The sequence below is a fragment of the Nocardia aurantiaca genome, from assembly GCF_009708175.1.
GTDB lineage: Bacteria > Actinomycetota > Actinomycetes > Mycobacteriales > Mycobacteriaceae > Nocardia > Nocardia aurantiaca.
Genome location: NZ_WMBB01000018.1, coordinates 20661 through 47480, shown reverse-complemented (window position 1 = coordinate 47480; position 26820 = coordinate 20661). Strand labels below are relative to the sequence as shown.

1 protein-coding gene (cut by a window edge) is annotated in these 26820 nt (G+C 69.9%); it reads left to right on the top strand.

Annotated elements, in window-relative coordinates; genetic code table 11:
• The first annotated feature begins 30 nt into the window (after window positions 1-30).
• Window positions 31-26820, top strand: partial view of a non-ribosomal peptide synthase/polyketide synthase gene (locus GLP40_RS30090; protein ID WP_154791405.1) — the 5' portion only. The gene runs 17847 nt beyond the window's last position; the window shows 26790 of its 44637 coding nt (coding positions 1-26790); the start codon lies at window positions 31-33; the stop codon falls past the right edge of the window.

Here is a 26820-nt window from a genome sequence, read left to right as displayed (position 1 = left end):
CGGTGTGGTGTTCCGGAAGCGAGGTTAGGGTTGGACCGGCTGGATTTCGGCGGCAACGGCGAAGCTGGCAGCGAAATCGCACCGGGATCGGGCGAACTTTTCCCGCTGTCGCCGGCGCAGCTCGGCATCTGGTATGCCCAGCACCTGGACCCACAGGTCCCGATCAATATCGCTCAGTACGTGGAACTGCGCGGCGAACTCGACCTCGAGTTGCTCGAACGCGCCATGGTCCGCGGCTCGGAGGAGTTCGGGTCGGGTTTCCTGCGCATCGTCGAGCGTGACGGCGAGCCCATGCAGATGGTGGACTACTCGCTGGACCGCACCATCTACCACGTCGATCTGAGTGACGACGCCGATCCGTCCGCCGCCGCACAGGCCTGGATGCGCGCCGACTACAGCGCCCCGCTGGACCTCACTCGCGACCGCCTCATCCGCACGGCCATGCTGAAGCTGGCCGACGGCCATTACTACTGGTACGCGCGCATCCACCACATCGTGCTCGACGGCTTCGGCGCGGTGACCTACATGACCCGGGTCGCCGAGCTGTACACCGCGTACGTCCGGGGCGTCGAGCCCGCGCCGCACAAGCTGACCGACCTGCCCACCCTGGTCGAGCAGGAATTCGCCTACCGCGAGAGCAGCCGCTTCAAGTCCGACAAGGAGTACTGGGCCCAGCGGGTCGCCGGGCTCGAGGACGGCACCAGCCTGGTCGGCCGCTCCGCGCCGCCGGCCGCCGTCAACCGCATCGCCACGGGCGCGCTGACCGAGGATCAGACCTCGCTGCTGGACGCGGCCGTGGCCCGGCACGGGTCCTCGCCCGCGGGTCTGCTCATCGCGGGTTTCGCCGCCTACCTCGCGCAGTGGACCGGCAGCGAGGACGTCATCCTCAGCCTCCCGGTGACCGCGCGCACCACCGCGATCATGCGCCGCTCCGGCGGCGCCGCGTCCAATATCGTGCCGCTGCGCCTGCACGTCGGCCACGCCTCCACCGTGACCGACCTGCTCGGGCAGGTGCAGGTCGAGGTCTCCGGCGCGCTGCGCCACCAGCGTTACCGCGCCGAGGACATCCGCCGCGATGCCGCCGGCGAATTCAGCGGTGGCGAGGTGGGCGCGCAGTTCTTCGGCCCGTGGGTCAACATCATGTTGTTCCACAACGAGGTCGTGCTCGGCGACATCACCGGCGAATACAGCGTGCTGTCCACGGGTTCCATCGAGGACCTGGGCGTCAACTTCTACCAGTCGGTGAAGGGCACCCGGAATCACATCGATTTCGAGACCAACCCCAACCTGTACTCCGAGGACGAGACGCAGCGTCACCACGCGCGGTTCCTGGAGTTCTTCGACCGCTTCCTGGCGGCGGGCGAGGATCAGCCCGTCTGGGGGCTGCCCATCACCACCGCCGCGGAGCGCGCCCGCACCCTGGTGGAGTGGAACTCGGCCGGGCACGAGGTGCCGGTCACCACGCTGCCGGAGCTGCTGGACCGTCAGATTCCGCTGACGCCCGACAACGTCGCCGTCGAGTTCGAGGGCGAGCAGCTCACCTACGCCGAGTTCGGCGAGCGCGTCAACCGCCTCGCCCGCTTCCTCATCGAGGACGGCGTCGGCCCGGAATCGCTTGTGGCCCTGGGCATGCGGCGTTCGCTGGAACTCGTCGTGGGCATGCACGCGGTGCTGCGCGCCGGTGGCGCGTACGTGCCGATCGATCCGGACCACCCGGCCGACCGGACCGCCTACATCCTGGAGTCCGCGGCACCGGTCTGCGTGCTGACCACCTCGCGCGACGAGCTCGAGCTGCCGGCGGCGTTCGATGGCCGCTCCGCGAGCTCCGCGGCCAGGGCGCGGCGCTTGGAGATCGACACGCTGGACGTGTCGGCGTATTCCGCCGAGCCGGTCACCGACGCCGATCGCATCGCCCCGCTGCGCCCGGACAACACCGCCTACGTCATCTACACCTCGGGCTCGACCGGCCGTCCCAAGGGCGTCGCGGTCACCCACCACGCCATCGTCAACCAAGAGCTGTGGATGCTGGACGAGTATCCGCTCACGGCCGATGACGTCTACCTGCAGAAGACCGCCACCACCTTCGACGTGTCGCTGTGGGGCTACTTCATGCCTCTGCTGGTCGGCGCGAAGCTGATCGTGGCGACCCCCGACGGCCACCGCGATCCGCTGTACGTGGCGGAGATGATCGAGCGCCACGGCGTCACGGTCACCGACTTCGTGCCGTCCATGCTGACGGTCTTCGTCGCGCACGCCACGCGGGCCCAGTGCGCCTCGCTGAAGTACGTTTTCGTGATCGGTGAGGCGCTGCCGCCGGAGACCGGCGCGGGCTTCCGCGAGATCAGCTCGGCTGGACTGCACAATCTGTACGGCCCCACCGAGGCCGCGGTGTCGGTCACCTACTGGGAGAACACCGCCGCCGATACCGTCACGGTGCCGATCGGCCTGCCCGAGTGGAATGTCGAAGTCTACGTTCTGGATTCGCGCCTGCGACCCGCCGCCATCGGCGCCGCGGGTGAACTGTATCTGGCGGGCCGCCAGCTGGCGCGCGGGTACAAGGGGCGCCCGGATCTGACCTCGGATCGCTTCGTGGCCAACCCGTTCGGGACTTCCGAGCGCATGTACCGCACCGGTGACCTGGTGCGCTGGAACACGGTGCCCAATTCACCGCACGGGGTGGCGGGCGCCCTGGAGTACATCGGCCGCACCGACTTCCAGGTCAAGTTCCGCGGCCAGCGCATCGAGCTCGGCGAGATCGAGACCGACCTGCTGGCCCACCCCACCGTCAGCCAGGCCGCCGTCCTGGTCATGGACACCGCCACCGGTCAGCAGCTGGTCGCGTACGTGGTCCCGGTTCCGGGTCAGTCCATCGATCCGGCCGAGCTGACCCGCTTCGCCGCCGAGAAGCTGCCGTCGTACATGGTTCCGGCGTCGATCATGGTGCTGGATGCCTTCCCGCTCAACACCTCCGGCAAGCTGGACCGCAAGGCCCTGCCGGAGCCGGTGTTCAGCGCGGACGCCGCCGGCTACCGCGCACCGCGCACCGCCGCCGAGGAGATCGTGGCGGGCGTGTTCGCCGATGTGCTCGGCCACGACCGGGTCGGCGTCGACGACAACTTCTTCGATCTGGGCGGCAACTCGCTGGTCGCCACCCAGGTGGTGGCCCGCATCTCGGCGGCGTTCAGCACTCGCCTGGGTGTGCGCGCGCTGTTCGAGACCCCGACCGTGGCGGGTCTGGCCGCGCGCGTGGAAGCCGCTGGGCCGTCGGATGTCTCGCGGCCGCCGCTGGTGGCGCGGGAGCGCCCGGACCGGGTGCCGCTATCGCTTGCGCAGCAGCGTATGTGGTTCCTCAACCAGTTCGACCCGAACGTCCCCACCTACAACCTGCCGTTCGTGGTGCGGTTGCGAGGACAGGTCGATATCGAGGCCCTGCAGCTGGCGCTGGCCGACGTGGTCGCGCGCCAGGAATCCCTGCGCACCATCTTCCCCGAGTCCGGCGATGGCGGCTTCCAGCAGGTGCTGCCCATGGCCGAGGTGGATCTGGGCATCGAGGTGACCGACCTCGCCGAGACCGAATTGCCGTCCGCGCTGGCCGAATTCGCGTCCGCCGGTTTCGACGTCTCGACCCAGCTGCCGATTCGCGTACGGGTGTTCCGCGTCGTCGACGAGGCCGGGCTGGGCGACGACGAGGTCGATCTCGCGGTCGCCTTCGTGGTACATCACATCGCGGCGGACGGCTTCTCGTTCGGGCCGCTCTCGCGGGACATGACCGCCGCCTATCTGGCGCGCGTGGCCGGTCAGGAGCCCGCCTGGCCGCCGCTGCCGGTGCAGTACCAGGACTTCAGCATCTGGCAGCGTGAGCTGCTGGGCTCGGAATCGGATGCCGAGTCCATGGCCGCCCGCCAGATCGCCTACTGGCGCGGGGCGCTGGCCGGGCTGCCGGATCAGCTGGACCTCCCGGCCGATCGCCCGCGCCCGCCGGTGCAGAGTTTCCACGGCTCCCGCGTCACCTTCGACATTCCGGCCGAGCTGCATGTGCGGCTCGCGGGTCTGGCTCGGGCCCAGGGCGTTTCGCTGTTCATGGTCATGCACAGCGCGCTGGCCGTGCTGCTGGCCCGGCTCTCGGGCACCGGCGACATCGCCATCGGCACCCCGGTCGCCGGTCGCGGTGAGCAGGCGCTCGACGACCTGATCGGCATGTTCGTCAACACCCTGGTGCTGCGCTCGGAAGTGGATGGGGCCGAACGCTTCACCGACTTCCTGGCCCGCACCCGGGAGACCGATCTGGCGGCCTTCGCCAATACCGACGTCCCGTTCGAGCGGCTGGTCGAGGTGCTCAACCCGACCCGTTCGCAGGCGCGGCACCCGCTGTTCCAGGTCATGCTGTCGTTCCAGGAGATGTCGCACGGCTCCATGGAGCTGCCCGGCCTCACCGTCTCCGCGGACGAGCTCGAGGTGGACATCGCCAAGTTCGACCTGCAGTGGACGCTGACCGAGCAGCGTGGGCTGGCCGGTGAGCCCGCCGGACTGTCGGTGGTGCTGTCCTACGCCACCGATCTGTTCGACGCCTCGACCGTCACCGAGTTCGGACAGCGCTACCTGCGCGTACTGGAGACCGCCGTCGCCGCACCGCACACTGTGGTGCGCGACATCGATATCCTCGACGCCGGTGAGCGCGAGACCGTGCTGCACGCGTGGAACCGCACCGCGCGTGAACTGTCGGGCGCGGAGCGCTCCGGCGCCCCGCGCTTGGTTCTCGACCTGTTCGAGAAGCAGGTCCGGATTCGCCCGCACGCCACGGCCCTCATCTTCGATCCGGGCGAGCGCAGCGGCAGCATGTTCGGCCCGGCCGAGGAGCTGAGCTACGCGGAGTTCTCCGCCCGCGTGAATCGCCTGGCGCGCAGGCTGATCGAGGCGGGTGTGGGTCCCGAGTCCCTGGTGGCGGTGGGCATCCGCCGCTCGGTGGACATGCTGGTCGCCATCTACGCCACCCTCACCGCCGGTGGCGGCTACGTGCCGATCGACCCGGATCACCCGGCCGAGCGCACCGACTATGTGCTGCGCACCGCCGAGCCGGTGGCGCTGCTCACCACCGCCGACGATGCCGTGGAATTCACCGATTGCCCGGTGCTGCACCTGGATTCGCTGGATCTGAGCGACTACAGCGATGCCCCGGTCACCGACGCGGACCGGTTGGCGCCGCTGCGGCCGACCAACGCCGCCTACGTGCTGTTCACCTCCGGCTCGACCGGCCGCCCCAAGGGCGTGGCCATCCCGCATGAGGCGGTGCTCAACCAGATCGCCTGGATCACCAGCGAATACGAGATCGACGACACCGATGTGATCCTGCAGAAGACGCCGGTCACCTTCGACGTCTCGGTGTGGGAGCTGTTCGGTTCGCTGGCGGTCGGCGCGCAGCAGGTCATCGCCGCGCCGGACGGCCACCGCGATCCGATGTACCTGTCCGAGGTCATCGGCCGCCACCGGGTCACCATGACCTCCTTTGTGCCGTCCATGCTGTCGGTCTTCGCCTCCAGCGCCTCGTCGGCCGAATGCCTGTCCCTGCGTGCGGTTCTGGTCGCGGGTGAGGCGCTGCCGCCGGCCACCGTGACCGCCTTCCGCCGTTTCTCCACGGCCGCCGTGCACAACCTGTACGGCCCGACCGAGTTCACCGTGCACGCCACCTACGCGCCCATCGACGCGCCCGTGGTCAACTCGGTGCCCATCGGCCGCCCGGTGTGGAACGCGCAGACCTATGTGCTGGATGAGGGCTTGCGCCCGGTGCCCGCGGGCGTCCCAGGTGAGCTCTACCTGGGCGGTGTCCAGGTGGCGCGCGGCTACTTCGGCCGCCCCGACCTGAGCGCCGAGCGCTTCGTCGCCAATCCCTACGGCGAACCGGGTTCACGTCTGTACCGCACCGGTGACCTGGTGCGCTGGAGCCATGGGCGCTCCGCAGACTCCGCGCCCGCAGACGGCATTCTCGAATACATCGGCCGCACCGACTTCCAGGTGAAGTTCCGCGGCCAGCGCATCGAGCTCGGCGAGATCGAGACCGCGCTGCTGGACCACCCCAAGGTGCAGCAGGCCGTGGTGCTGGTCATCGACACCGTGGCCGGCGATCAGCTGGTCGCCTACATCGTCACTCGCGGCCCGGTGGACCTGGACGGGGTCAAGGCCTCGCTGCAGCGCACCCTGCCCGCGTACATGGTGCCCGGCTCCATCATGGTGCTGGACGCTTTCCCGCTGAACGCCTCCGGCAAGCTGGACCGCAGGGCCCTGCCCGCGCCGCGCTTCGAGGTGCGCGAATTCCGCGCTCCGACAACGCCGATCGAGGAGATCGTCGCCCAGATCTTCGGCGAGGTGCTGGGCATCGCCCGCGTCGGCGTCGACGACGACTTCTTCGAGCTGGGCGGCAACTCGCTCATCGCCACCCAGGTGGCGACCCGGCTGGGCACGGCCCTGGACACCCGGGTGCCGGTGCGGATGCTGTTCGAGGCCGCCACCGTGGAAGCCCTTGCGGCCCGAGTGGAATCGCATGTCGGCGATGGTGGGCGCAAGGCCCTGGTCGCCCGTGAGCGGCCGAACGAGGTGCCGCTTTCCCTGGCGCAGCAGCGCATGTGGTTCCTCAACCGCTTCGACACCGCCTCGGCGGTCAACAACATCCCGGTCGCGATCCGCCTGTCCGGCGAGCTGGATATCGCGGCCCTGCAGGTCGCGGTCATCGATGTCATCGACCGCCACGAGTCGCTGCGCACCGTCTTCCCGGAGACCGCGCACGGCCCGGTGCAGCGGGTGCTGGACGCCGCGCAGATCGTGCCCGACCTGACGCCGGTGCCGGTCACCGAGGCCAACCTCATCGACCACCTGGTCGAGCTGGCCACCATGGCCTTCGACGTCACCGACGAAGTGCCGTTGCACGCCGCGCTTTTCGAGATCAGCGAGACCGAGTACATCCTCGGCATGGTGGTCCACCACATCAGCGCCGACGGCTGGTCGATGGGTCCGCTGGCCCGCGACGTCATGGTCGCCTACGCCGCCCGTACCTCGTGGGAGGCCCCGGCCTGGGCCGAGTTGCCGGTGCAGTACGCCGACTACGCGCTGTGGCAGCGCGAGGTGCTCGGTTCCGAGGACGATCCGGATTCGCTGATCTCCAAGCAGATCCGCTACTGGACCGAGGCACTCGCCGACCTGCCCGACGAGTTGGTGCTGCCCGCCGACCGGCCGCGTCCGGCGGTGGCCAGCTACCGCGGTGGCACCTACCCCTTCGCCATCTCGGCCGAAACCCAGCAGGCCCTGGTCGATCTGGGTCGCCGCCACAATGCCTCGCTGTTCATGGTCATGCACAGCGCTTTGGCGGTATTGCTGGCCCGGCTGTCCGGCACGTCCGATATCGCCATCGGCACCCCGGTACACGGCCGCGGTGAGGCCGCGCTCGACGATCTGATCGGCATGTTCGTCAACACCCTGGTGCTGCGTACCGAGGTGGACGGCTCCGAGACCTTCGCCGACCTGCTGGCCCGCTCCCGCGACACCGACCTGCACGCCTTCGCCCACGCGGACGTGCCGTTCGAGCGGCTGGTCGAGGTGCTCAACCCCGCCCGTTCGCAGGCTCGCCACCCGCTGTTCCAGGTCATGCTGACCTTCCAGAACACCCGGCAGGCCAGCCTGGAACTGCCCGGGCTCTCGGTCAACGGCATCGACTACGACGCCCGCCTGGCCAAGTTCGACCTGCAGCTGACCCTGCAGGAAACCCAGGACGACCACGGTGAGCACGCGGGCATGTCCGCCGAGATCTCCTACGCGCTGGACCTTTTCGACGAGCCGACCATCGAGGCGTTCGCGCGGCGACTGGATCTGATTTTGGCCGCCGTGGTGGCGGACCCGGATCGGCCGCTCGGCGATATCGACCTGATGGTCGCCGACGAGCGCGAACGCGTGCTCGACGACTGGAACCACACCGCGTTCGATCTCACCTCGGTGCTGCCCGCATTGCCGGAAGGCGAGGCCGCCACGTTGGTTTCGCTGTTCGAGGCACAGGCTCTGACCAGCCCGAACGCGCCCGCGGTCGAGTTCGAGGGGACAGGTCTGTCCTATGCCGAGTTCTCGGCACGGGTGCACCGGCTGGCCCGCAAGCTCATCACCCAGGGCGTGGGCGCGGAATCGCATGTGGCGCTGGCCATCCGGCGCTCGCTGGATCTGGTCGTCGCCATGTACGCGGTGCTGGAGGCCGGTGGCGCGTACGTGCCGCTGGATCCGGATCAGCCGGACGAGCGCATCGACTACGTGCTCGACACCGCGCGCCCGGTCGCGATCCTCACCACCAGCCGCGACGACTTCGTCACCGGCCGCAATGTGCCGGTGCTCGAGGTCGACACGCTGAACCTGGAGGCCTACTCCGACGCGCCGATCACGAATGCCGAACGGGGACAGGCGATCCGGCCCGACCACACGGCCTACGTCATCTTCACCTCCGGTTCGACGGGCCGCCCGAAGGGCGTGGCCGTTGAGCACGGCGCGATCGTGAACCGCCTGCTGTGGATGCAGCACGAGTACCCGATCGACGCGAACGACGCTGTCCTGCAGAAGACCCCCGCCACCTTCGACGTATCGGTCTGGGAGTTCTTCTGGCCCTTGCAGACCGGCGCCCGCCTGGTGGTCGCGAAGCCCGACGGCCACCGCGACCCGGTGTACCTGGCCAAGGTCATCGCCGAAACCGGCATCACCACCGTGCACTTCGTGCCGTCCATGCTGGCCGCCTTCGTCACCTCTCTGGAGTCCAACACCCAAGAGGTTGGCGGCGCGTCGCGTTCTGGACTGAGTGCAGCGGGGGAGCGAAGCGGAGGAGCGGAAGGAGGGAAGAACGCGACTTTCAGCGCCGCCGACCGGCCGGAGCGAAGCGGAGGCAAATTGAACACAGTGTTCGCCTCCGGTGAGGCGCTGCCCGCGCCGACCGCGCGGAAGCTGCGCGAGCTGACCGGTGCGCGCCTGCACAACCTGTACGGTCCCACCGAGGCCGCGGTCGACGTCACCTACCACGAGGTCGTCGACGCCGACACCGTGTTCGTGCCGATCGGCCGCCCGGTCTGGAACACCGAGGCCTATGTGCTCGACGCCCGCCTGCACCCGGTCGCGCCGGGCGTCGCGGGTGAGCTCTATCTGGCGGGCGATCAGCTGGCGCGCGGCTACCTCGGCCGCCCCGACCTGTCCGCGGATCGATTCGTGGCGAACCCCTTCGTCTCCGGCGACCGCATGTACCGCACCGGCGACCTGGTGTCCTGGACCGCCGACGGTGAGCTGAACTACTTGGGCCGCACCGACTTCCAGGTCAAGCTGCGCGGCCTGCGCATCGAGCTCGGCGAGATCGAGGCGGCGCTGCTGGCGCAGCCGGGTGTCGCGCAGTCGGTCGTTGTCGTGCGCACCGACCCCCATGCCGGTGATCAGCTGGTCGGCTACGTGGTCCGCGAGCCCGACGCCGTCGTGGACGTCGGCGCGGTCAAGGCCGCGTTGAGCGGTTCGCTGCCCGCCTACATGGTCCCGGCCGCGCTCGTGGTGCTGGATGCCTTCCCGGTCAACGCCTCGGGCAAGCTGGACCGCCGGGCCCTGCCCGCTCCGGTGTTCGAGGCCAAGCGTTTCCGCGCTCCCTCGACCCCGATCGAGGAGATCATCGCCCAGATCTTCGCCGACCTGCTCGGCGTCGAGCGCGTGGGCGTGGACGACGACTTCTTCGAGCTGGGCGGCAACTCGCTGGTCGCCACCCAGGTGGTGGCCCGCCTGGCGGCCGCGCTGAACGCCGAGATCGGCGTGCGAGTGCTGTTCGAGGCCCCGACCGTGGCCGCGCTGGCCGCGCGCGTCGAATCGCATGCGGGAACCGGTGTGCGCCAGGCTCTCACCGTCCGGACCCGTCCGGAGTACCCGCCGCTGTCGCTCGCGCAGCAGCGCATGTGGTTCCTCAACCGGTTCGATCCGGAATCGGCCGCCAACAATATCCCGGTGGCCGTAAGACTCACCGGCACACTGGATCTCGACGCCATGCGTGGCGCCATCGCCGATGTCGTCGGCCGCCACGAGTCGCTGCGCACCGTGTACCCGTCGCATGAGGGCGTCGCGTACCAGAAGGTGCTGCCCACAGGGCATGCCATCCCGGAGCTGGATGTGCTGGATGTGGCCGAGGGCGAGCAAGCGATGGCCGCGGTCTACGACTTCGCCGCGCGCGGCTTCGATGTCACCACCGAGACCGCGGTTCGCCTGCGCGCCTATCGTCTGGCCGCCGACGACCACATCCTGGTCCTGGTGGCCCACCACATCGCCGCCGACGGTTTCTCCATGAACCCGCTGGTGCGCGACCTCATGACCGCCTACATCGCGCGCAGCAACGGCGAGAACCCGGGCTGGACCGAATTGCCGGTGCAGTACGCGGATTACGCGCTGTGGCAGCGGGAAACGCTGGGCTCGGAAGAGGATCCGCGCTCGCTCATCACCGAGCAGCTCGACTACTGGCGCGACACCCTGTCCGGTCTGCCGGACGAGCTGCGGCTGTCCGCGAAGCCGCGTCCCGCCGTCGCCTCCTACAACGCGGGCACGCACCGCTTCCAGGTGCCGGGCGAGCTCATCGCCGGGCTGAACCGGGTGGCGCAGGCCCATGGCACCACCCTGTTCATGGTGGTGCACAGTGCCTTCGCCGCGCTGCTGGCCCGCCTGAGCGGCACCGATGACATCGCCGTCGGTATTCCGGTGGCGGGACGTGGCGAGCAGGCGCTCGACGATCTCGTCGGCATGTTCGTCAACACCCTGGTGCTGCGGTCGCCGGTGGACGCCGGCATGAGCTTCACCGAGCTGCTGAAGACCGTGCGCGAGCGCGATCTGCAGGCCTTCGCCCACGCGGATGTGCCGTTCGAGCGCCTGGTCGAGGTGCTCAATCCGGCCCGTTCGCAGGCGCGGCACCCGCTGTTCCAGGTCATGCTGTCGTTCCAGAACCTGGGCCGCGCCTCGCTGGAGCTGCCGGGCCTGAGCGTGTCCGAGCTGGCCATCGACCAGCAGTCGGCCAAATTCGACCTGCAGTTGACGCTGAGCGAGGTCATCGACGGTGCCGCGGCGGGCCGCGAATTCGACACCGTGGCGATGGATGCCGAGCTCGTCTACGCGACCGACCTTTTCGACGCGCAGTACGCCGATGTCTTCGCGCAGCGCTTCGTCGCCATGCTCACCGCCGTGGCCGCCGATCCGACCCGGTTGGTCGGCGATGTCGAGCTGCTGAGCGAGGGCGAGCGTCGCAAGCTGCTGGTCGGGTGGAACGAGACCGCGTTCGAGCTCGATACCGCGCTGCCTGAGATCGCCGAAGGCGCCGCGGCGACACTGGTTTCGCTGTTCGAGGCGCAGGTCGCGTTGACGCCCGAAGCGACGGCTGTCACCTTCGAGGGGACCGGTCTGTCCTACGCCGAGTTCGCCTCCCGCGTGCGCACACTGGCGCGTTGGCTCATCGCGGAGGGTGTCGGACCGGAATCCTTTGTCGCCCTGGGCATGCGCCGCTCCATCGACCTGGTCGCGGGCATGTACGCGGTCACGATCGCCGGTGGCGCGTACGTGCCGCTGGATCCGGATCACCCGGCCGAGCGCACCCAGTACATTCTCGACACCGCGCAGCCGGTCTGCGTGCTGACCTCCGGTGATGATCTGGAAGGCGTTGAGGCGCAGCAGGTCCGGATCGACGAGCTGGATCTGTCCGGCTTCGCCGATACTCCGGTCGCCGACGCCGAGCGCCGCGCGCCGCTGCGCCCGGCGAACACCGCGTACGTGATCTTCACCTCCGGCTCGACCGGTCGCCCCAAGGGTGTGGCCGTGAGTCACGCGGCCATCGTCAACCGCCTGGTGTGGATGCACGCCCAGTACGGGCTGGCCGCCTACGACGTGGTGCTGCAGAAGACCCCGGCCACCTTCGACGTGTCGGTGTGGGAGTTCTTCTGGCCCTTGCAGGTCGGCGCGCGCCTGGTGATCGCCAAGCCGGACGGTCACCGCGACCCGGCCTATCTGGCCGAGATCATCGTCCGCGAAGGCGTCACGGTCACCCACTTCGTGCCGTCCATGCTGGCGGTCTTCGTGGCCGAGCCGGCCGCGGCCGACTGCGTCAGCCTGACCAACGTCTTCGCCTCCGGCGAGGGCCTGCCCGCGCCGACCGCGCAGAAGCTGCGTCAGCTCACCGGAGCGCGCCTGCACAACCTGTACGGTCCGACCGAGGCCGCGGTCGACGTCACCTTCCACGAGGTCACCGACGCCGATCTCGCCTCGGTGCCGATCGGCGCGCCCGTCTTCAACACCCAGGTCTACGTGCTGGATTCGCGCCTGAGGCCGGTTCCGGCGGGTGTCGCGGGTGAGCTGTATCTGGCGGGCGATCAGCTGGCCACCGGCTACGTGGCCCGACCCGACCTGACCGCGGATCGCTTCGTGGCCAACCCGTTCGGCGACGGCGTCCGCATGTACCGCACCGGTGACCTGGTCACCTGGACGGGCAATGGCGAGCTGGAATACCTGGGCCGCACCGACTTCCAGGTGAAGCTGCGCGGTCTACGCATCGAGCTCGGCGAGATCGAGTCCGCGCTCACCGCGCTGCCCTCGATCGCCCAGTCGGTCGTGGTGGTACGCCACGACGAGCGCACCGGCGATCAGCTGGTCGCCTACCTGATCGCCGCCGACGGCCACCTCGACCTCGAGATGGTCAAGGATGCGCTGTCCGAACAGCTTCCGGCCTACATGGTCCCGGCCGCCTTCATGGTGCTGGACGCCTTCCCGCTCAACGCCTCCGGCAAACTGGACCGCAAGCAGTTGCCCGCGCCGACCTTCGCCGCCAAGACCTACCGCGCCCCACGCACGGAGGTTCAATGGACGATCGCCGGCACCATCGCCGATGTGCTCGGCCTGGACCGGGTCGGCCTGGACGACGACTTCTTCGAACTGGGCGGCAACTCGCTCATCGCGACCCAGGTGATCGCGCGCCTGTCCGCCGCCTTGGACGCCGACATCCCGCTGCGCACGCTGTTCGAGGCCACCACGGTGGCGTCGCTCGCCGCGCAATTGGAATCGCGCGTCGGCACCGGGGCGCGCGCGGCGCTGGTCGCGCGGGAGCGCCCGGAGCCGGTGCCGTTGTCGCTCGCGCAGCAGCGCATGTGGTTCCTGAACCGCTTCGACAACCGGACCGCGGTCAACAACATCCCGGTCGCGCTGAAGCTGACCGGCACGATCGATATGGCCGCCTTCACCGCCGCCATCGGCGACGTGCTGGCCCGCCACGAATCGCTGCGCACCATCTACCCCGAGATCGAGGGCGACGGCTACCAGCGCATCCTGCCGCTGTCCGAGGTCGACTTCGAGGTGCGGACCGAGACCGTCAGCGCGGCCGAACTCCCCTCGCGCATCACGCAACTCGCGAGCGTGTTCTTCGACGTCACCCGCGAGCTGCCGTTCCGCGCCACCGTGCTCAGCCTCAGCGAGACCGCCCCCGATACGGCGGTCGCGGGGCCCTCCGTGATCACGCGGGCGAGCGCGGGGAGTCGGAGCGACTCCTCCGGGCCTGACGCGCCGGCCGAGCACGTGGTCGTGCTGGTGCTGCACCACATCAGCGCGGACGGCGTCTCACTGCGCCCGTTGCTGCGGGATGTGGTGGCCGCCTACCTGTCCCGCAGCACCGGCGAGGCCCCGGCCTGGTCGCCGCTGCCGGTGCAGTACGCCGACTACACGCTGTGGCAGCGCGAGATCCTCGGCGCGGAAACCGATTCCGAGTCCCTGGCTGCCCAGCAGATCGCCTATTGGACCGACCGGCTGGCCGACCTTCCGGAGCAAATCGAGCTGCCCGCCGACCGGCCGCGGCCGGAGATCGCCACCAATGCCGGTGGCACCTACGACTTCTCGATCGACGCTGACCTGCACCGCGCCCTCACCGGCGTGGCCCGCGAGCATGACGTCACCCTGTTCATGCTGGTGCACGCCGCCCTGGCCACCTGGGCCGCGCGTCTGTCCCGCGCCACCGACATCGCCATCGGCACCCCCATCGCGGGCCGCGGTGAGCGGGCGCTGGACGATCTGGTCGGCATGTTCGTCAACACCCTGGTGCTGCGCAGCGAGGTGCGGCCCGACGCCGCCTTCCGTGACCTCCTGGCCCAGGTGCGCCGCACCGATCTGGCCGCCTTCGCGCACGCCGACGTGCCGTTCGAGCGGCTGGTGGACGTGCTCAGCCCGGTTCGTTCGCAGGCGCACCACCCGCTGTTCCAGGTGGCGCTGACCTTCGAGGCCGCCGGGGCCAAGGACGTCGCGGCGCTCGCACTGCCCGAAGCGCCGGGAGGCGGATCGCTGGAGCTCGAGGTCGTCGAATTCGATCCGGGCACCGCCAAGTTCGACGTGCAGCTCACCGTGAGCGAGCGCGCCGACGGCTCCCTGGGCCTGTCCTGGAACTACGCCACCGACCTGTTCGACGCCGAGACCGTCGTCTCCTTCGCCGAGCGCCTGGTGCGCATCCTGCGCGCGGTCGCCGAGGATCCGGCGGCGCTCATCGGCGACATCGACCTGCTGGGCGAGGGCGAGCGCCACAATGTGGCCGAGCACTGGGTCTCCGCGGGCGAGGACATCGTCGCCCTGGCGCGGACCGCGGACGCGGAACGCGCGGTCGCCGAGGGCGCCTCGGGCGTCGCACCCGAGGCCGCCGCCCTGGTCGCGCCGGCCAGCCCGTTCGTCGAGGCCGACGCCACCCTGTCGAGCCTGTTCGACCAGACGGTGGCCGGACATCCGGATCGTGTCGCGGTGCGCTTCGGCGATGAGGAGCTCACCTACTCCGAGCTGGACCGCCGCGCGAATGCGCTGGCGCGCAGGCTGATCGGCGAGGGAGCGGGTCCGGAGTCGCTGGTGGCCGTGCTGCTGCCGCGGTCGGCGGATCTGGTCGTGGCGCTGCTGGCCGTGATCAAGACCGGCGCGGGCTACGTGCCGATCGATCCGACCTACCCCGCCGACCGCATCGCCTTCGTGCTGTCGGACGCGAAGCCCACCAGCGTGATCACCGACTCGACCGTGCACGTCGAGCTGCCGGGCGAGCTGAGCACCGTGCTGCTGGACGGCTTCTCGCTGGAGGCGGGCGATATCGAGGACGCGGCCGATACGCCGATCACCGATGCCGAGCGCCGCGCCGTGCTGCGCCCGGACCACATCGCCTACGTCATCTACACCTCCGGCTCCACCGGCCGCCCCAAGGGTGTGGCCGTGGCGCACCGGAATGTGGTGCGCCTCATGGCGAACACCGATCGCGAATTCGGCTTCGGACCCGGCGACGTGTGGACCCTGTTCCACTCCTATGCCTTCGACTTCTCGGTGTGGGAGCTGTGGGGCCCGCTGCTCTACGGCGGCAAGCTCGTGGTCGTCGACTACTACGTCTCGCGCTCGCCCGAGCAGTTCCTGGAACTGCTGCGCCGCGAACGGGTCACGGTGCTCAATCAGACCCCGTCGGCCTTCTACCAGCTGGCCGAGGCGGACCGGATCGCCGCCGCGGCGGGCGATCAGCAGGCGCTGGCGCTGCGCTACGTGATCTTCGGCGGTGAGGCGCTCGAACTGCGCCGCCTGTCGGATTGGGTAGCCCGCCACGGCGCTGGATCCGATGGCCGCTCCGCGGCCGGCACGCCATGTCTGGTCAATATGTACGGCATCACCGAGACCACCGTGCACGTCTCCGTGCGCGTGCTCGACGCCGACACCATCGCCGCCGCCACCGGTTCGGTGGTCGGCCGCGCCATCGCGGGCCTGCGCGTGTACGTCCTCGACGACCGTCTGCACCCGGTCCCGGTCGGTGTCGCGGGCGAAATGTACGTCGCCGGACCGCAATTGGCGCGCGGCTACCTGGGGCGCCCGGACCTGTCCGCGGCCCGCTTCGTGGCCGACCCCTTCGGAGCGCCGGGCGAGCGCCTGTACCGTTCGGGTGACGTGGCCCGCTGGAACCGTCTCGGCGAGCTGGAATATTTGGGCCGCGCCGACGACCAGGTCAAGGTGCGCGGTTTCCGCATCGAGCTCGGTGAGATCGAGTCCGCCGTGCTGGCCCAGCCGGGCGTCGCCCAGGCCGCGGTCATCGTGCGCGAGGATCAGCCGGGCGATCAGCGCATCGTGGCCTATGTGGTGCCGGCGGCGGCGAGCGGCGAAATGGAAACGGACGGCATCGCCTTCGCTGTCGACGCGGTCCGCGACGGCGCGGCCGAACTGCTGCCGTCCTACATGGTTCCGTCCGCCATCGTGGCGCTGGACCGAATCCCGTTGACCGTCAACGGCAAGCTGGACCGCCGCGCCCTCCCGGCCCCGGCCGTGCAGGCGCGGGCCTTCCGCGCCCCGGAGACCCCGGTGCAGGAGACGGTCGCCGCCGTCTTCGCCGAGGTCCTCGATCTGGCGCGGGTCGGCCTGGACGACGACTTCTTCGACCTGGGCGGCAACTCGCTCATCGCCACCCGGGTGGTGTCGCGCATCGGCGCGGCGCTGGACACCACGATCGCGGTGCGCACCCTGTTCGAGGCGAGCACGGTCGAGGCTTTGGCGGCCCGCATCGAGTCGCACGCCGACGGCGCGTCCCGCGCCAAGCTGGTGGCCCGCACCCGCACGCCCGAAGCGCAGGCAGGTGGAGCGGAGCTGGTGCCGCTGTCGTTCGCGCAGCAGCGCATGTGGTTCCTGAACCAGTACGACACCTCCTCGGCCGCCTACAACCTCCCCCTGGCCATCCGGCTCACCGGCGAACTCGACACCGCCGCACTGGAACTCGCGGTCGCGGACGTGGTCCGCCGCCACGAGTCGCTGCGCACCCGGTATCCCGAGCACGGCGGCACCCCGATGCAGGTCGTCGTCCCGGCCGAGGAGATCGCCCTCGACCTGCGCCCGGTCACGGTCACGGCCGCCGATCTGACGGCGACGGTGACCGCGTTCGCGACGCTGGGCTTCAACGTCTCCGAGCAGGTCCCGCTGCGCGCCCGCCTGTTCCGTGTGACCGACTCCGGTACCGAGCACGTGCTCGTGGTCGTCGTCCATCACATCGCGGCCGACGGCTTCTCGATGTCCCCGCTGGCCCGCGATGTCATGCTCGCCTACACCGCGCGCACCCAGGGCGCGGTCCCGGGCTGGGCCCCGCTGGCCGTGCAGTACGCCGACTTCGCACTGTGGCAGCGCGAAGTGCTGGGCTCCGAGGAGGATTCGTCCTCGATCATGGCCCGCCAGGTGGCCTACTGGCAGCGCGTGCTCGGCGGCGTGCCGGACGAGCTCGCACTGCCCACCGATCGCCCGCGCCCCCCGATCGCCTCGCACCGCGGCGCGACCCTGCGGCGGACGCTGTCGCCGGAACTCGTCGCGGCGCTGGAAGACGTTGCCCGCCAACGTGGTTCGTCGCTGTTCATGGTCATGCACAGCGCCCTCGCGGTGCTGCTGGCCCGTCTGTCCGGCGGCGACGACATCGCGGTCGGCACTCCGGTCGCCGGTCGTGGTGAGGCCGCGCTGGACGACCTGGTCGGCATGTTCGTCAACACCCTGGTGCTGCGCACCGGCATCGATCCGGCCGAGTCGTTCACCGATCTGCTGGACCGGGTGCGGCACACCGACCTCGACGCCTTCGGCAATGCCGACGTGCCGTTCGAGCGGTTGGTGGAGCTGCTCGCGCCCGAGCGCTCGCAGGCCCGCAACCCGCTGTTCCAGGTCATGCTCGCCTTCCAGAACCTGGATCGCACCAGCCTGGAACTGCCGGGACTGACGGTCTCCACGCTGGACCTCGAGGAGAACATCTCCCGCTTCGATCTGCAGTTCACGTTGTCGGAGCAGGTCTCCCCGGACGGCGCGGGCACGGCCATGGCGCTGGCGCTGACCTATGCCACCGACCTGTTCGACGAGGCCACCGCGGTCGGATTCGCGCAGCGCTGGATGCGGGTGCTGGAGGCCGTCGCGGCTGACCCGGAGATCGGTGTCGGCGCGATCGACATCCTGGATCAGGACGAGCGCGCCGATCTGACCGCCCGTTTCGGCCTGCCCGCCGTCCCGGCGCGCACGCTGCCCGAGCTCATCGCCGACGCCGTCGCCATCGACCCGGACGCGACCGCGGTCGTATTCCAGGGGCGCAGTCTGTCCTACGGTGAGCTGGAGGCCCGCTCGAACCGCCTGGCGCGCTTGCTCATCGAGCGCGGCATCGGCGCCGAGGATCTGGTCGCGGTCGCCGTGCCGCGGTCGGACGACTCCTACTTCGCCGAATGGTCGGTCTCCAAGACCGGTGCGGCCTTCGTGCCGGTCGATCCGAACTACCCGGCCGACCGCATCGCCCACATGGTCACCGACTCCGGTTCGCCGGTCGGCCTCACCGTGGCGTCGGTGCGCGCGGACATGCCGGACTCGGTCGAGTGGCTGGTCCTCGACGAGCTGGACCTGAACGGGTTCGCGGACACCGCGATCGCCGACGCCGAACGGGTGCGCCCGCTGCGCCCGGAGCACCCGGCCTACGTCATCTACACCTCCGGTTCCACCGGTGTGCCCAAGGGCGTCGTGGTCACCCACGCGGGTCTGGCCAACTTCAGCGTCGAGCAAGTCGAGCGGTATGCGCTCGACTCCTCCTCGCGCGCACTGCATTTCGCGTCGCCCTCGTTCGACGCGTCCATGCTGGAATTCCTGCTCGCCACCGGTGCCGGCGGCACCCTGGTCGTGGTCCCGCCGGGCGTCTACGGCGGTGAGGAGCTCGCCGAGCTGATCCGCAGCGAGCAGGCCACCCACGCGTTCATCACCCCGGCCGCGCTGTCCACCTTCGGACCGGCGGGCCTGGACTCGTTGCGCGTCCTGGTCGCCGGTGGTGAAGCCGTCCCGGCCGATCTGGTCGAGAAGTGGGCGGTTCCGATCGGAGCGGGGACAGAGTCGGACGGCACGATTCGTGCCTTCCACAACGGCTACGGCCCGACCGAGACCACCATCATGACCAACATCAGCGACGCGCTGACGCCGGGTGATCTGGTCACCATCGGCGGGCCCATCCGAGGCATGCAGTCGCTGATCCTCGACAATCGCCTGCGCCCCGTTCCGGTGGGCGTCGCGGGTGAGCTGTACCTGTCGGGCATTCAACTGGCGCGCGGCTACCATGCGCGACCGGGCCTGACCGCCGAGCGGTTCGTCGCCAACCCGTACGGCGCGGGCGAGCGCATGTACCGCACCGGCGACGTGGTGCGCTGGACCCCGGACGGCGAGGTCGAGTACGTCGGCCGCTCCGACTTCCAGGTCAAGGTGCGCGGTTTCCGCATCGAGCTCGGTGAGATCGACGCCGCGCTGGCCTCGCACGAGTCCGTCGACTTCGCGGTCACCGTCGGCCACAAGAACGCCGCGGGCGCGACCTCGCTGGTGTCGTATGTGGTTGCCGCGCCGGGTCATTCGATCGATGTGGCCACCGTGACCGCGCACGTCGAGCAGCGCCTGCCCGCCTACATGGTGCCGTCCTCGGTCATGGTCATCGACCGGGTGCCGCTGACCCCGGTCGGCAAGCTGGACCGCCGGGCCCTGCCCGAGCCGGTCTTCGCCACCGAGGTGGTCTTCCGCGCCCCGCGCAATGCCCTCGAGCACACCATCGCCGAGGTCTTCGCCGAGGTGTTGGGTCTGGAGCGGGTCGGCATCGACGACTCGTTCTTCGCCCTGGGCGGCGACTCCATCGTCTCCATCCAGCTGGTGTCGCGGGCCAAGGCGCGGGGTGTGGTGTTCAGCCCGCGCGACGTGTTCGAGCAGCGCACCGTCTCCGGCCTGGCGGCCATCGCGGAAACCGCTGACGGCCAGGGCGATTCGGCCCCGCAGCTGACCGAGTTGCCGGGCGGCGGCGTGGGCGTCATGCCGCTGACCCCGGTGGTGCGGTTCATGGCGGGCCGGCCGGGCGAGTTCGGCCGCTTCAACCAGAGCATGGCCCTGGAACTGCCGATCGGCATCGATCGCGCGGGCATCGCCGCCACCGTCGGCGCGGTCATCGACCGCCACGACATGCTGCGGGCGCGCCTGCGCCGGGTGCCGGACGCGGACTGGATCGTCGAGACCGGTGCTCCCGGCACCGTCGACGCGGATTCGCTCATCGACCGCACCGAGTTCGACGCGTCCGTCACCGACGCGCAGCTGGTCGAGATCGCCACGGCCGCGTTGGATGCCACGCTGGACAAGCTGGATCCGGCTGCGGGACAGGTGATCCGGTTCGTGTGGCTGGAGCCTTCGGACCGCTCGCGGGCCGGACGTCTGGTGGTCGTCGCCCACCACCTCGTGGTCGACGGTGTCACCTGGCGAATCCTCGTGCCGGACTTCGTCACCGCGTGGGGCCGGCTGTCCGCCGGACAGACCCCCGAGCTGGTCGCACCCACCACCAGCATGCGCACCTGGGCGCACGCCCTCGAACGCGAGGCGGCCACCGACGAGCGGGTCGCCGAGCTCGAGTTCTGGCGCACCGTGGTCGAGGGCCCGGACCCGCTGCTCACCGAGCGCGCCATGGACCCGGCCGTGGATGTCACCGCCACCGTCGTCAAGCACCGCGTCGAGCTGTCGGCCGAGGCCACCAGGTCGCTGCTGACCACCGTGCCCGCCCTGTTCCACGGTGGTGTGAACGACGGTCTGCTGACCGCGCTCGCCTTGGCGGTGGCCAAGTTCCGGGCCGGGAAGGGACTGGGGGAGAAGGCCGGGGGGCAAGACGCCGGGGGGCAAGACACAGCCCTCGTCCGCCTGGAGGGTCACGGCCGTGAGGAAGAGGTCGTGCCGGGCGCCGACCTGTCCCGCACGGTCGGGTGGTTCACCGCCATCTTCCCGGTACGCTTCGACCTGTCGGCCATCGAGGTGGACGCCGCCCTCACCGGCGGCCCCGCCATGGGCCGCGCCATCAAGGCCGTCAAGGAGCAGCTGCTCGCGGTGCCGGACAAGGGCATCGGCTACGGCCTGCTGCGCTACATGAACTCCGAGACCGCGGCTCAGCTGCCCAAGCAGCTACCGGGCCAGGTCAGCTTCAACTACCTGGGCCGCGTCAACGAGGGCGATGTGCCGGAGGCGCTGCGCGGCTTCGGCTGGATCCCGGCGCCCGAGCTGGCGGAACTGGCCGGGGCGTACGACGCCGATATGCCCGCCATGGCCCCGATCGACATCAATGCCATCGTCGTCGGCGACAAGCTGACCGCGAACATCGGCTACCCGAGCACGCTGCTGAGCGCCGCGGAGATCGCCGAATTCGCGGCGCTGTGGACCAACGCGCTGGAAGCCGTTGCGCGGCACGCCGATTCCGCGCAGGCGGGCGGGCACACCCCGTCCGACTTCGGGCTGGTCCGCGTCACCCAGCGCGATATCGACGGCTGGGAGAAGCGGTACGGCGAGCTGGACCAGGTGTGGCCGCTGTCCGCGCTGCAGGCCGGTCTGCTCTTCCACGCGCAGCTGGCCGCCACCTCCGTGGACGTGTACACCGCGCAGGCGGTGCTCACCCTCGAGGGCCGCGTCGATGCCGACCGGCTGCGGTCGGCCGCGCAGGCGCTCATCGATCGGCACGAGATCCTGCGCACCGCGTACGTGAACGACGCCGCGGGCGTCCCGGTACAGCTGGTCATCGACGGCGTGAAGGTGGCGTGGACCAACCACGACCTCACCGACATCGCCGACGACGCGGCCCGCGCCGCGCGCGCGGCGGAGATCATCGCCGCCGACCGGGTGCAGCGCTTCGATCTGACCGAGCCGCCGCTCATCCGCTACACGCTGGTGCGCACCGGCACGCGCAGCTATCAGCTGGCCGTGGCCAACCACCACATCCTGCTCGACGGCTGGTCCATGCCGCTGCTCATGCAGGACCTGCTGGTGCTGTACGCCACGCACTCCGACACCGCGGTGCTGCCGCCGGTGCGGTCCTACCGCTACTTCCTGGAATGGGTTGCGGCGCAGGATCGTCCGGCTTCGCTGGCGGCGTGGCAGCGCTCGCTGCACGGCGTCTCCGAGCCGACCCTGCTCACCCGCCCCGACGCGGGCCGCGAGATCACCGCCCTGTCCGGCGAGTACTTCTTCGACCTGGACGAGGCCGCCACCGCGCGTCTGACCGCACTGGCCGCCGATCTCGGCGTCACCCCGAACACCGTGCTCCAGGTCGCCTGGGGCATCCTGCTCGGCCGCCTCACCGGCCGCGAGGACGTGCTCTTCGGCACCACGGTGTCCGGCCGGCCCGCGCAGCTGTCGGGCGTCGAGTCCATGGTGGGTCTGTTCATCAACACCGTCCCGGTGCGCGTCGCCTTCGACCCGGCCGAGCCGGCGAGCGCGCTGCTCACCCGCACCCAGGGCGAGCAGGCCGACCTGCTCGACCACCACTACGTGGGCCTGGCCGACATCCAGACTGCCGCGGGCATCGGCGGGCTCTTCGACACCCTGGTCGTCTTCGAGTCCTATCCCGTCGACGCCGACGGCATCCGGTCCCAGGCCGCCGATATCGACGGCATGGCCGTCACCGGCCTGGACGCCGCCGACGCCACCCACTACCCGCTCACCCTCATCGCCCAGCTCGACACCCGCCTGCGCATCCGCGCCGGCTACCTGCGCGACCTGTTCGACGAGGACACCGTCCACCGCATCGCCGACCGGCTGATCCGCGTGCTCACCGCCATCACCACCGAACCCGCCGCGGCGGTGGGCGATATCGAACTAGTCGATGCCGCCGAGCGCGAACAGGTTGTGACGCAGTGGAACAGCACGGCATTCGATGTGGATGCCGCGCTGGCCGACACCTACGGGCTGCCGTCCGCCGGAATGGCGGCGGAGACGTCCGGGGACGCGGTGCGGACGCTGGTCGCGCTGTTCGAGGCGCAGGCCGCTCGCACTCCGGACACGACCGCGCTGACGTTCGAAGGGACGAGTCTGTCCTACGCCGAGTTCGCCGACCGGGTGCACCGCCTGGCCCGCTGGCTCATCGAGCGCGGTGTGGGCGCGGAATCGTTTGTGGCGCTGGGTATGCGGCGCTCACTCGATCTGGTCGTCGGCATGTACGCGGTGGCCGTCGCCGGCGCCGCCTATGTGCCGCTGGATCCGGACCACCCGGCCGAGCGCACCGAGTACATCCTCGAGACCGCCGACCCGGTCACCGTGCTGACCTCCGGCGAGGATCTCCCGGTCGACACCGCGCAGGTGCGCATCGACCTGCTGGACCTGTCGAGCTACTCGGCCGCACCGCTGACGGACGCGGATCGCCGCGCGCCGCTGCGGGATTCGAATACCGCGTATGTGATCTTCACGTCGGGTTCGACCGGTCGTCCGAAGGGTGTGGCGGTGCCGCATTCGGCGATTGTGAACCGTTTGGTGTGGATGCAGGCCGAGTATGGCCTGACCGCCGGAGATGTTGTCCTGCAGAAGACCCCGGCTACCTTCGATGTGTCGGTGTGGGAGTTCTTCTGGCCTTTGCAGGTTGGTGCGAAGCTGGTTGTGGCCAAGCCGGACGGGCACCGGGATCCGGTGTACCTGGCGGAAACCATTGCCCGCGAGGGTGTCACGACGGCGCACTTCGTGCCGTCGATGCTGGCGGTGTTCGTGGCGGAGGATGTGGCCGCGCGGTGCACCACCCTGCGTTTGGTCTTCGCTTCCGGTGAGGCGCTGTCGCCGAAGTCGGCGCACAAGCTGCGTGAGTTGACCGGTGCCGAGCTGCACAATCTGTACGGGCCGACGGAGGCCGCGGTCGATGTGACCTTCCATCGGGTGGTCGATGTCGATGTGGACTCGGTGCCGATCGGGCGTCCGGTGTTCAACACGCGGGTGTACGTGCTGGATTCGCGTCTGCGGCCGGTTCCGGTCGGTGTCGCGGGTGAGCTCTACCTCGCGGGCGATCAGCTGGCGCGCGGCTATGTCGCGCGGCCCGACCTGTCCGCGGATCGCTTCGTGGCCAACCCGTTCGGGACTTCCGAGCGCATGTACCGCACGGGTGACCTGGTCAGCTGGACCGCGGACGGCGAGCTGGAGTACATCGGCCGCACCGACTTCCAGGTGAAGCTGCGTGGTCTGCGCATCGAGCTCGGCGAGATCGAGTCGGCGCTCACCGCCCTGGATCCCGTCGCCCAGGCGGTGGTCGTGGTGCGAAGCGATGTGCATACCGGCGACCAGTTGATCGCCTATGTCATCCCGGCAGCGGGCCACACCGTGGACGCCGAGAAGGTGCGCGCCGAGATCGGCGAGAGCCTGCCCGCCTACATGGTGCCGTCGATCCTGATGGTGCTCGACGAGTTCCCGCTCAACGCGTCCGGCAAGCTGGACCGCAAGGCACTGCCCGCGCCGGTGTTCGAGGCCGCGGTGTTCCGCGCGCCCGTCACGCCGGTCGAGCAGATGGTGGCCGGTGTGTTCGCCGAGATCCTCGGCCTGGAGCGGGTCGGCCTGGACGACGACTTCTTCGCCCTCGGCGGCAACTCGCTCATCGCTACCCAGGTGGCGGCGCGGCTGTCGGCGGCGCTGGACGCGCAGCTGGGCGTGCGCGAGATTTTCGAGGCGCCGACCGTGGCCGCCCTGGCGGCGCGGGCCGAAACCCATTCCGGCGCCGGGACTCGCCGACCGCTGGTCGCACAGGAGCGGCCCGAGCGGCTGCCGCTGTCGCTGGCTCAGCAGCGCATGTGGTTCCTCAACCGGTTCGATCCCGAATCGGCCGTGGACAATATCCCGGCGGCCGTGCGCCTGTCGGGTCTGGTGGACCGCCAGGCCCTGCAGATCGCCGTCGCCGACGTGCTGGCGCGGCACGAGTCGCTGCGCACCCGCTACCCGGAGATCGACGGACAGGCGTTCCAGGAGATCGTCCCGACCGGCCAGGTCATTCCGGACCTGACCCCGGTCGAGGTCGCCGAAGCCGATCTGCCGCAGGCGCTCTCGGAACTGGTGCTGACCGGATTCGACGTCACCGTCGACGTGCCCTTCCGGGCCCGCCTGTTCGAGGTCAGCCCCACCGAGCACGTGCTCGCGCTGGTGGTGCACCACATCTCGGCCGACGGCTTCTCCATGGGTCCGCTCACCCGGGATGTCATGACCGCCTACGGCGCTCGCGTCGAGGGCGGCGAGCCGGGCTGGCACGCCTTGGACGTCCAGTACGCCGACTACGCGCTGTGGCAGCGCGCCGTGCTCGGCGACGAGACCGATGCCGAATCCGTGATCTCCCAGCAGATCTCGTACTGGCGTGACTCGCTGCGCGGCCTGCCCGACCAGCTGGACCTGCCCGCCGACCGGCCGCGGCCGGCCGTGGCGAGCGGCCGCGGCGCCACCCACGTCTTCACAGTGGACGCCGAAACCCACGCCAAGCTGGCCGAACTCGCCCGCACCCGGGGCGCGACGCTGTTCATGGTCATGCACTCGGCCCTGGCCGTACTGCTGTCGCGCCTGTCGGGTGAGCAGGACATCGCCATCGGCACCCCGGTCGCCGGTCGTGGTGAACGCGCCCTCGACGACCTCATCGGCATGTTCGTCAACACCCTGGTGCTGCGCACCGAGGTGGACGGCGGCGTTGGTTTCACCGAACTCCTGGACACGGTGCGCGCCACCGACATCCAGGCCTTCGGTCACGCCGACCTGCCCTTCGAGCGCCTGGTGGAGATCCTCAACCCGGCCCGCTCGCAGGCCCGCCACCCGCTGTTCCAGGTCATGCTGTCGTTCCAGAACACCGGCATCACCGAACTGGAACTGCCCGGCCTGACCGTCAGCGCTGTCGATCTGCCGATCGACACCGCCAAGTTCGACCTCCAGCTGGTCCTCACCGAGCAACTGGGCGCCAACGACGTGACCGGCAACGGCCACGGCTCCGCCCCGTCCGGCATCACCGCCGAGCTGATCTACGCCACCGACCTGTTCGACGCGGCCACCATGGAGCGCTTCGCGGACCGCTTCGACCTCCTGCTGAAGGCCATTGCCGCGCAGCCGGAGCGGGCCGTCGGCGACATCGATCTGCTGCTCTCCGGCGAGCGCACCCGGGTGCTGCGGGACTGGAACCGGACCACCGCCGACGTCGACTCCGTACTCGCGGAACTGACCTCCGGCACGCTGTCCGACGAGACCACCGCCGTGGGCGAGGTCGTGCGCAGCGCCTCCGGCGACGCGGGCAAGACGCTGGTCGCGCTGTTCGAGGCCCAGGCCGAGCGGACACCCGACGCGACCGCGGTCAGCTTCGAGGGCACAGGTCTGTCCTACGCCGAGTTCGCCGGACGCGTGCACCGGCTGGCGCGCAAGCTCATCGAGGCCGGGGTCGGCCCGGAGAGCCTGGTGGCCCTGGGCATTCGCCGCTCGCTGGACCTGGTGGTCGCCATGTACGCGATCGTCGAGGCCGGTGGCGCGTACGTGCCGCTGGACCTGGACCAGCCGGCCGAGCGCATCGACTACGTACTCGACACCGCGCAGCCGGTGTGCGTGCTCACCACCGCGCGCGACGGGTTCACGCACGCGAGCGTGCCGACCGTCGCGGTGGACACGGTGGACCTGTCGGGTTACTCCGACGCCGTGCTCACCGACGCGGATCGAAATGCGCCGCTGTGTGCTTCGAACACCGCGTATGTGATCTTCACGTCGGGTTCGACCGGTCGTCCGAAGGGTGTGGCGGTGCCGCATTCGGCGATTGTGAACCGTTTGGTGTGGATGCAGGCCGAGTACGGCCTCACGGGCGACGATGTTGTCCTGCAGAAGACCCCGGCTACCTTCGATGTGTCGGTGTGGGAGTTCTTCTGGCCTTTGCAGGTTGGTGCGAAGCTGGTTGTGGCCAAGCCGGACGGGCACCGGGATCCGGTGTATCTGGCGGAAACCATTGCCCGCGAGGGTGTCACGACGGCGCACTTCGTGCCGTCGATGCTGGCGGTGTTC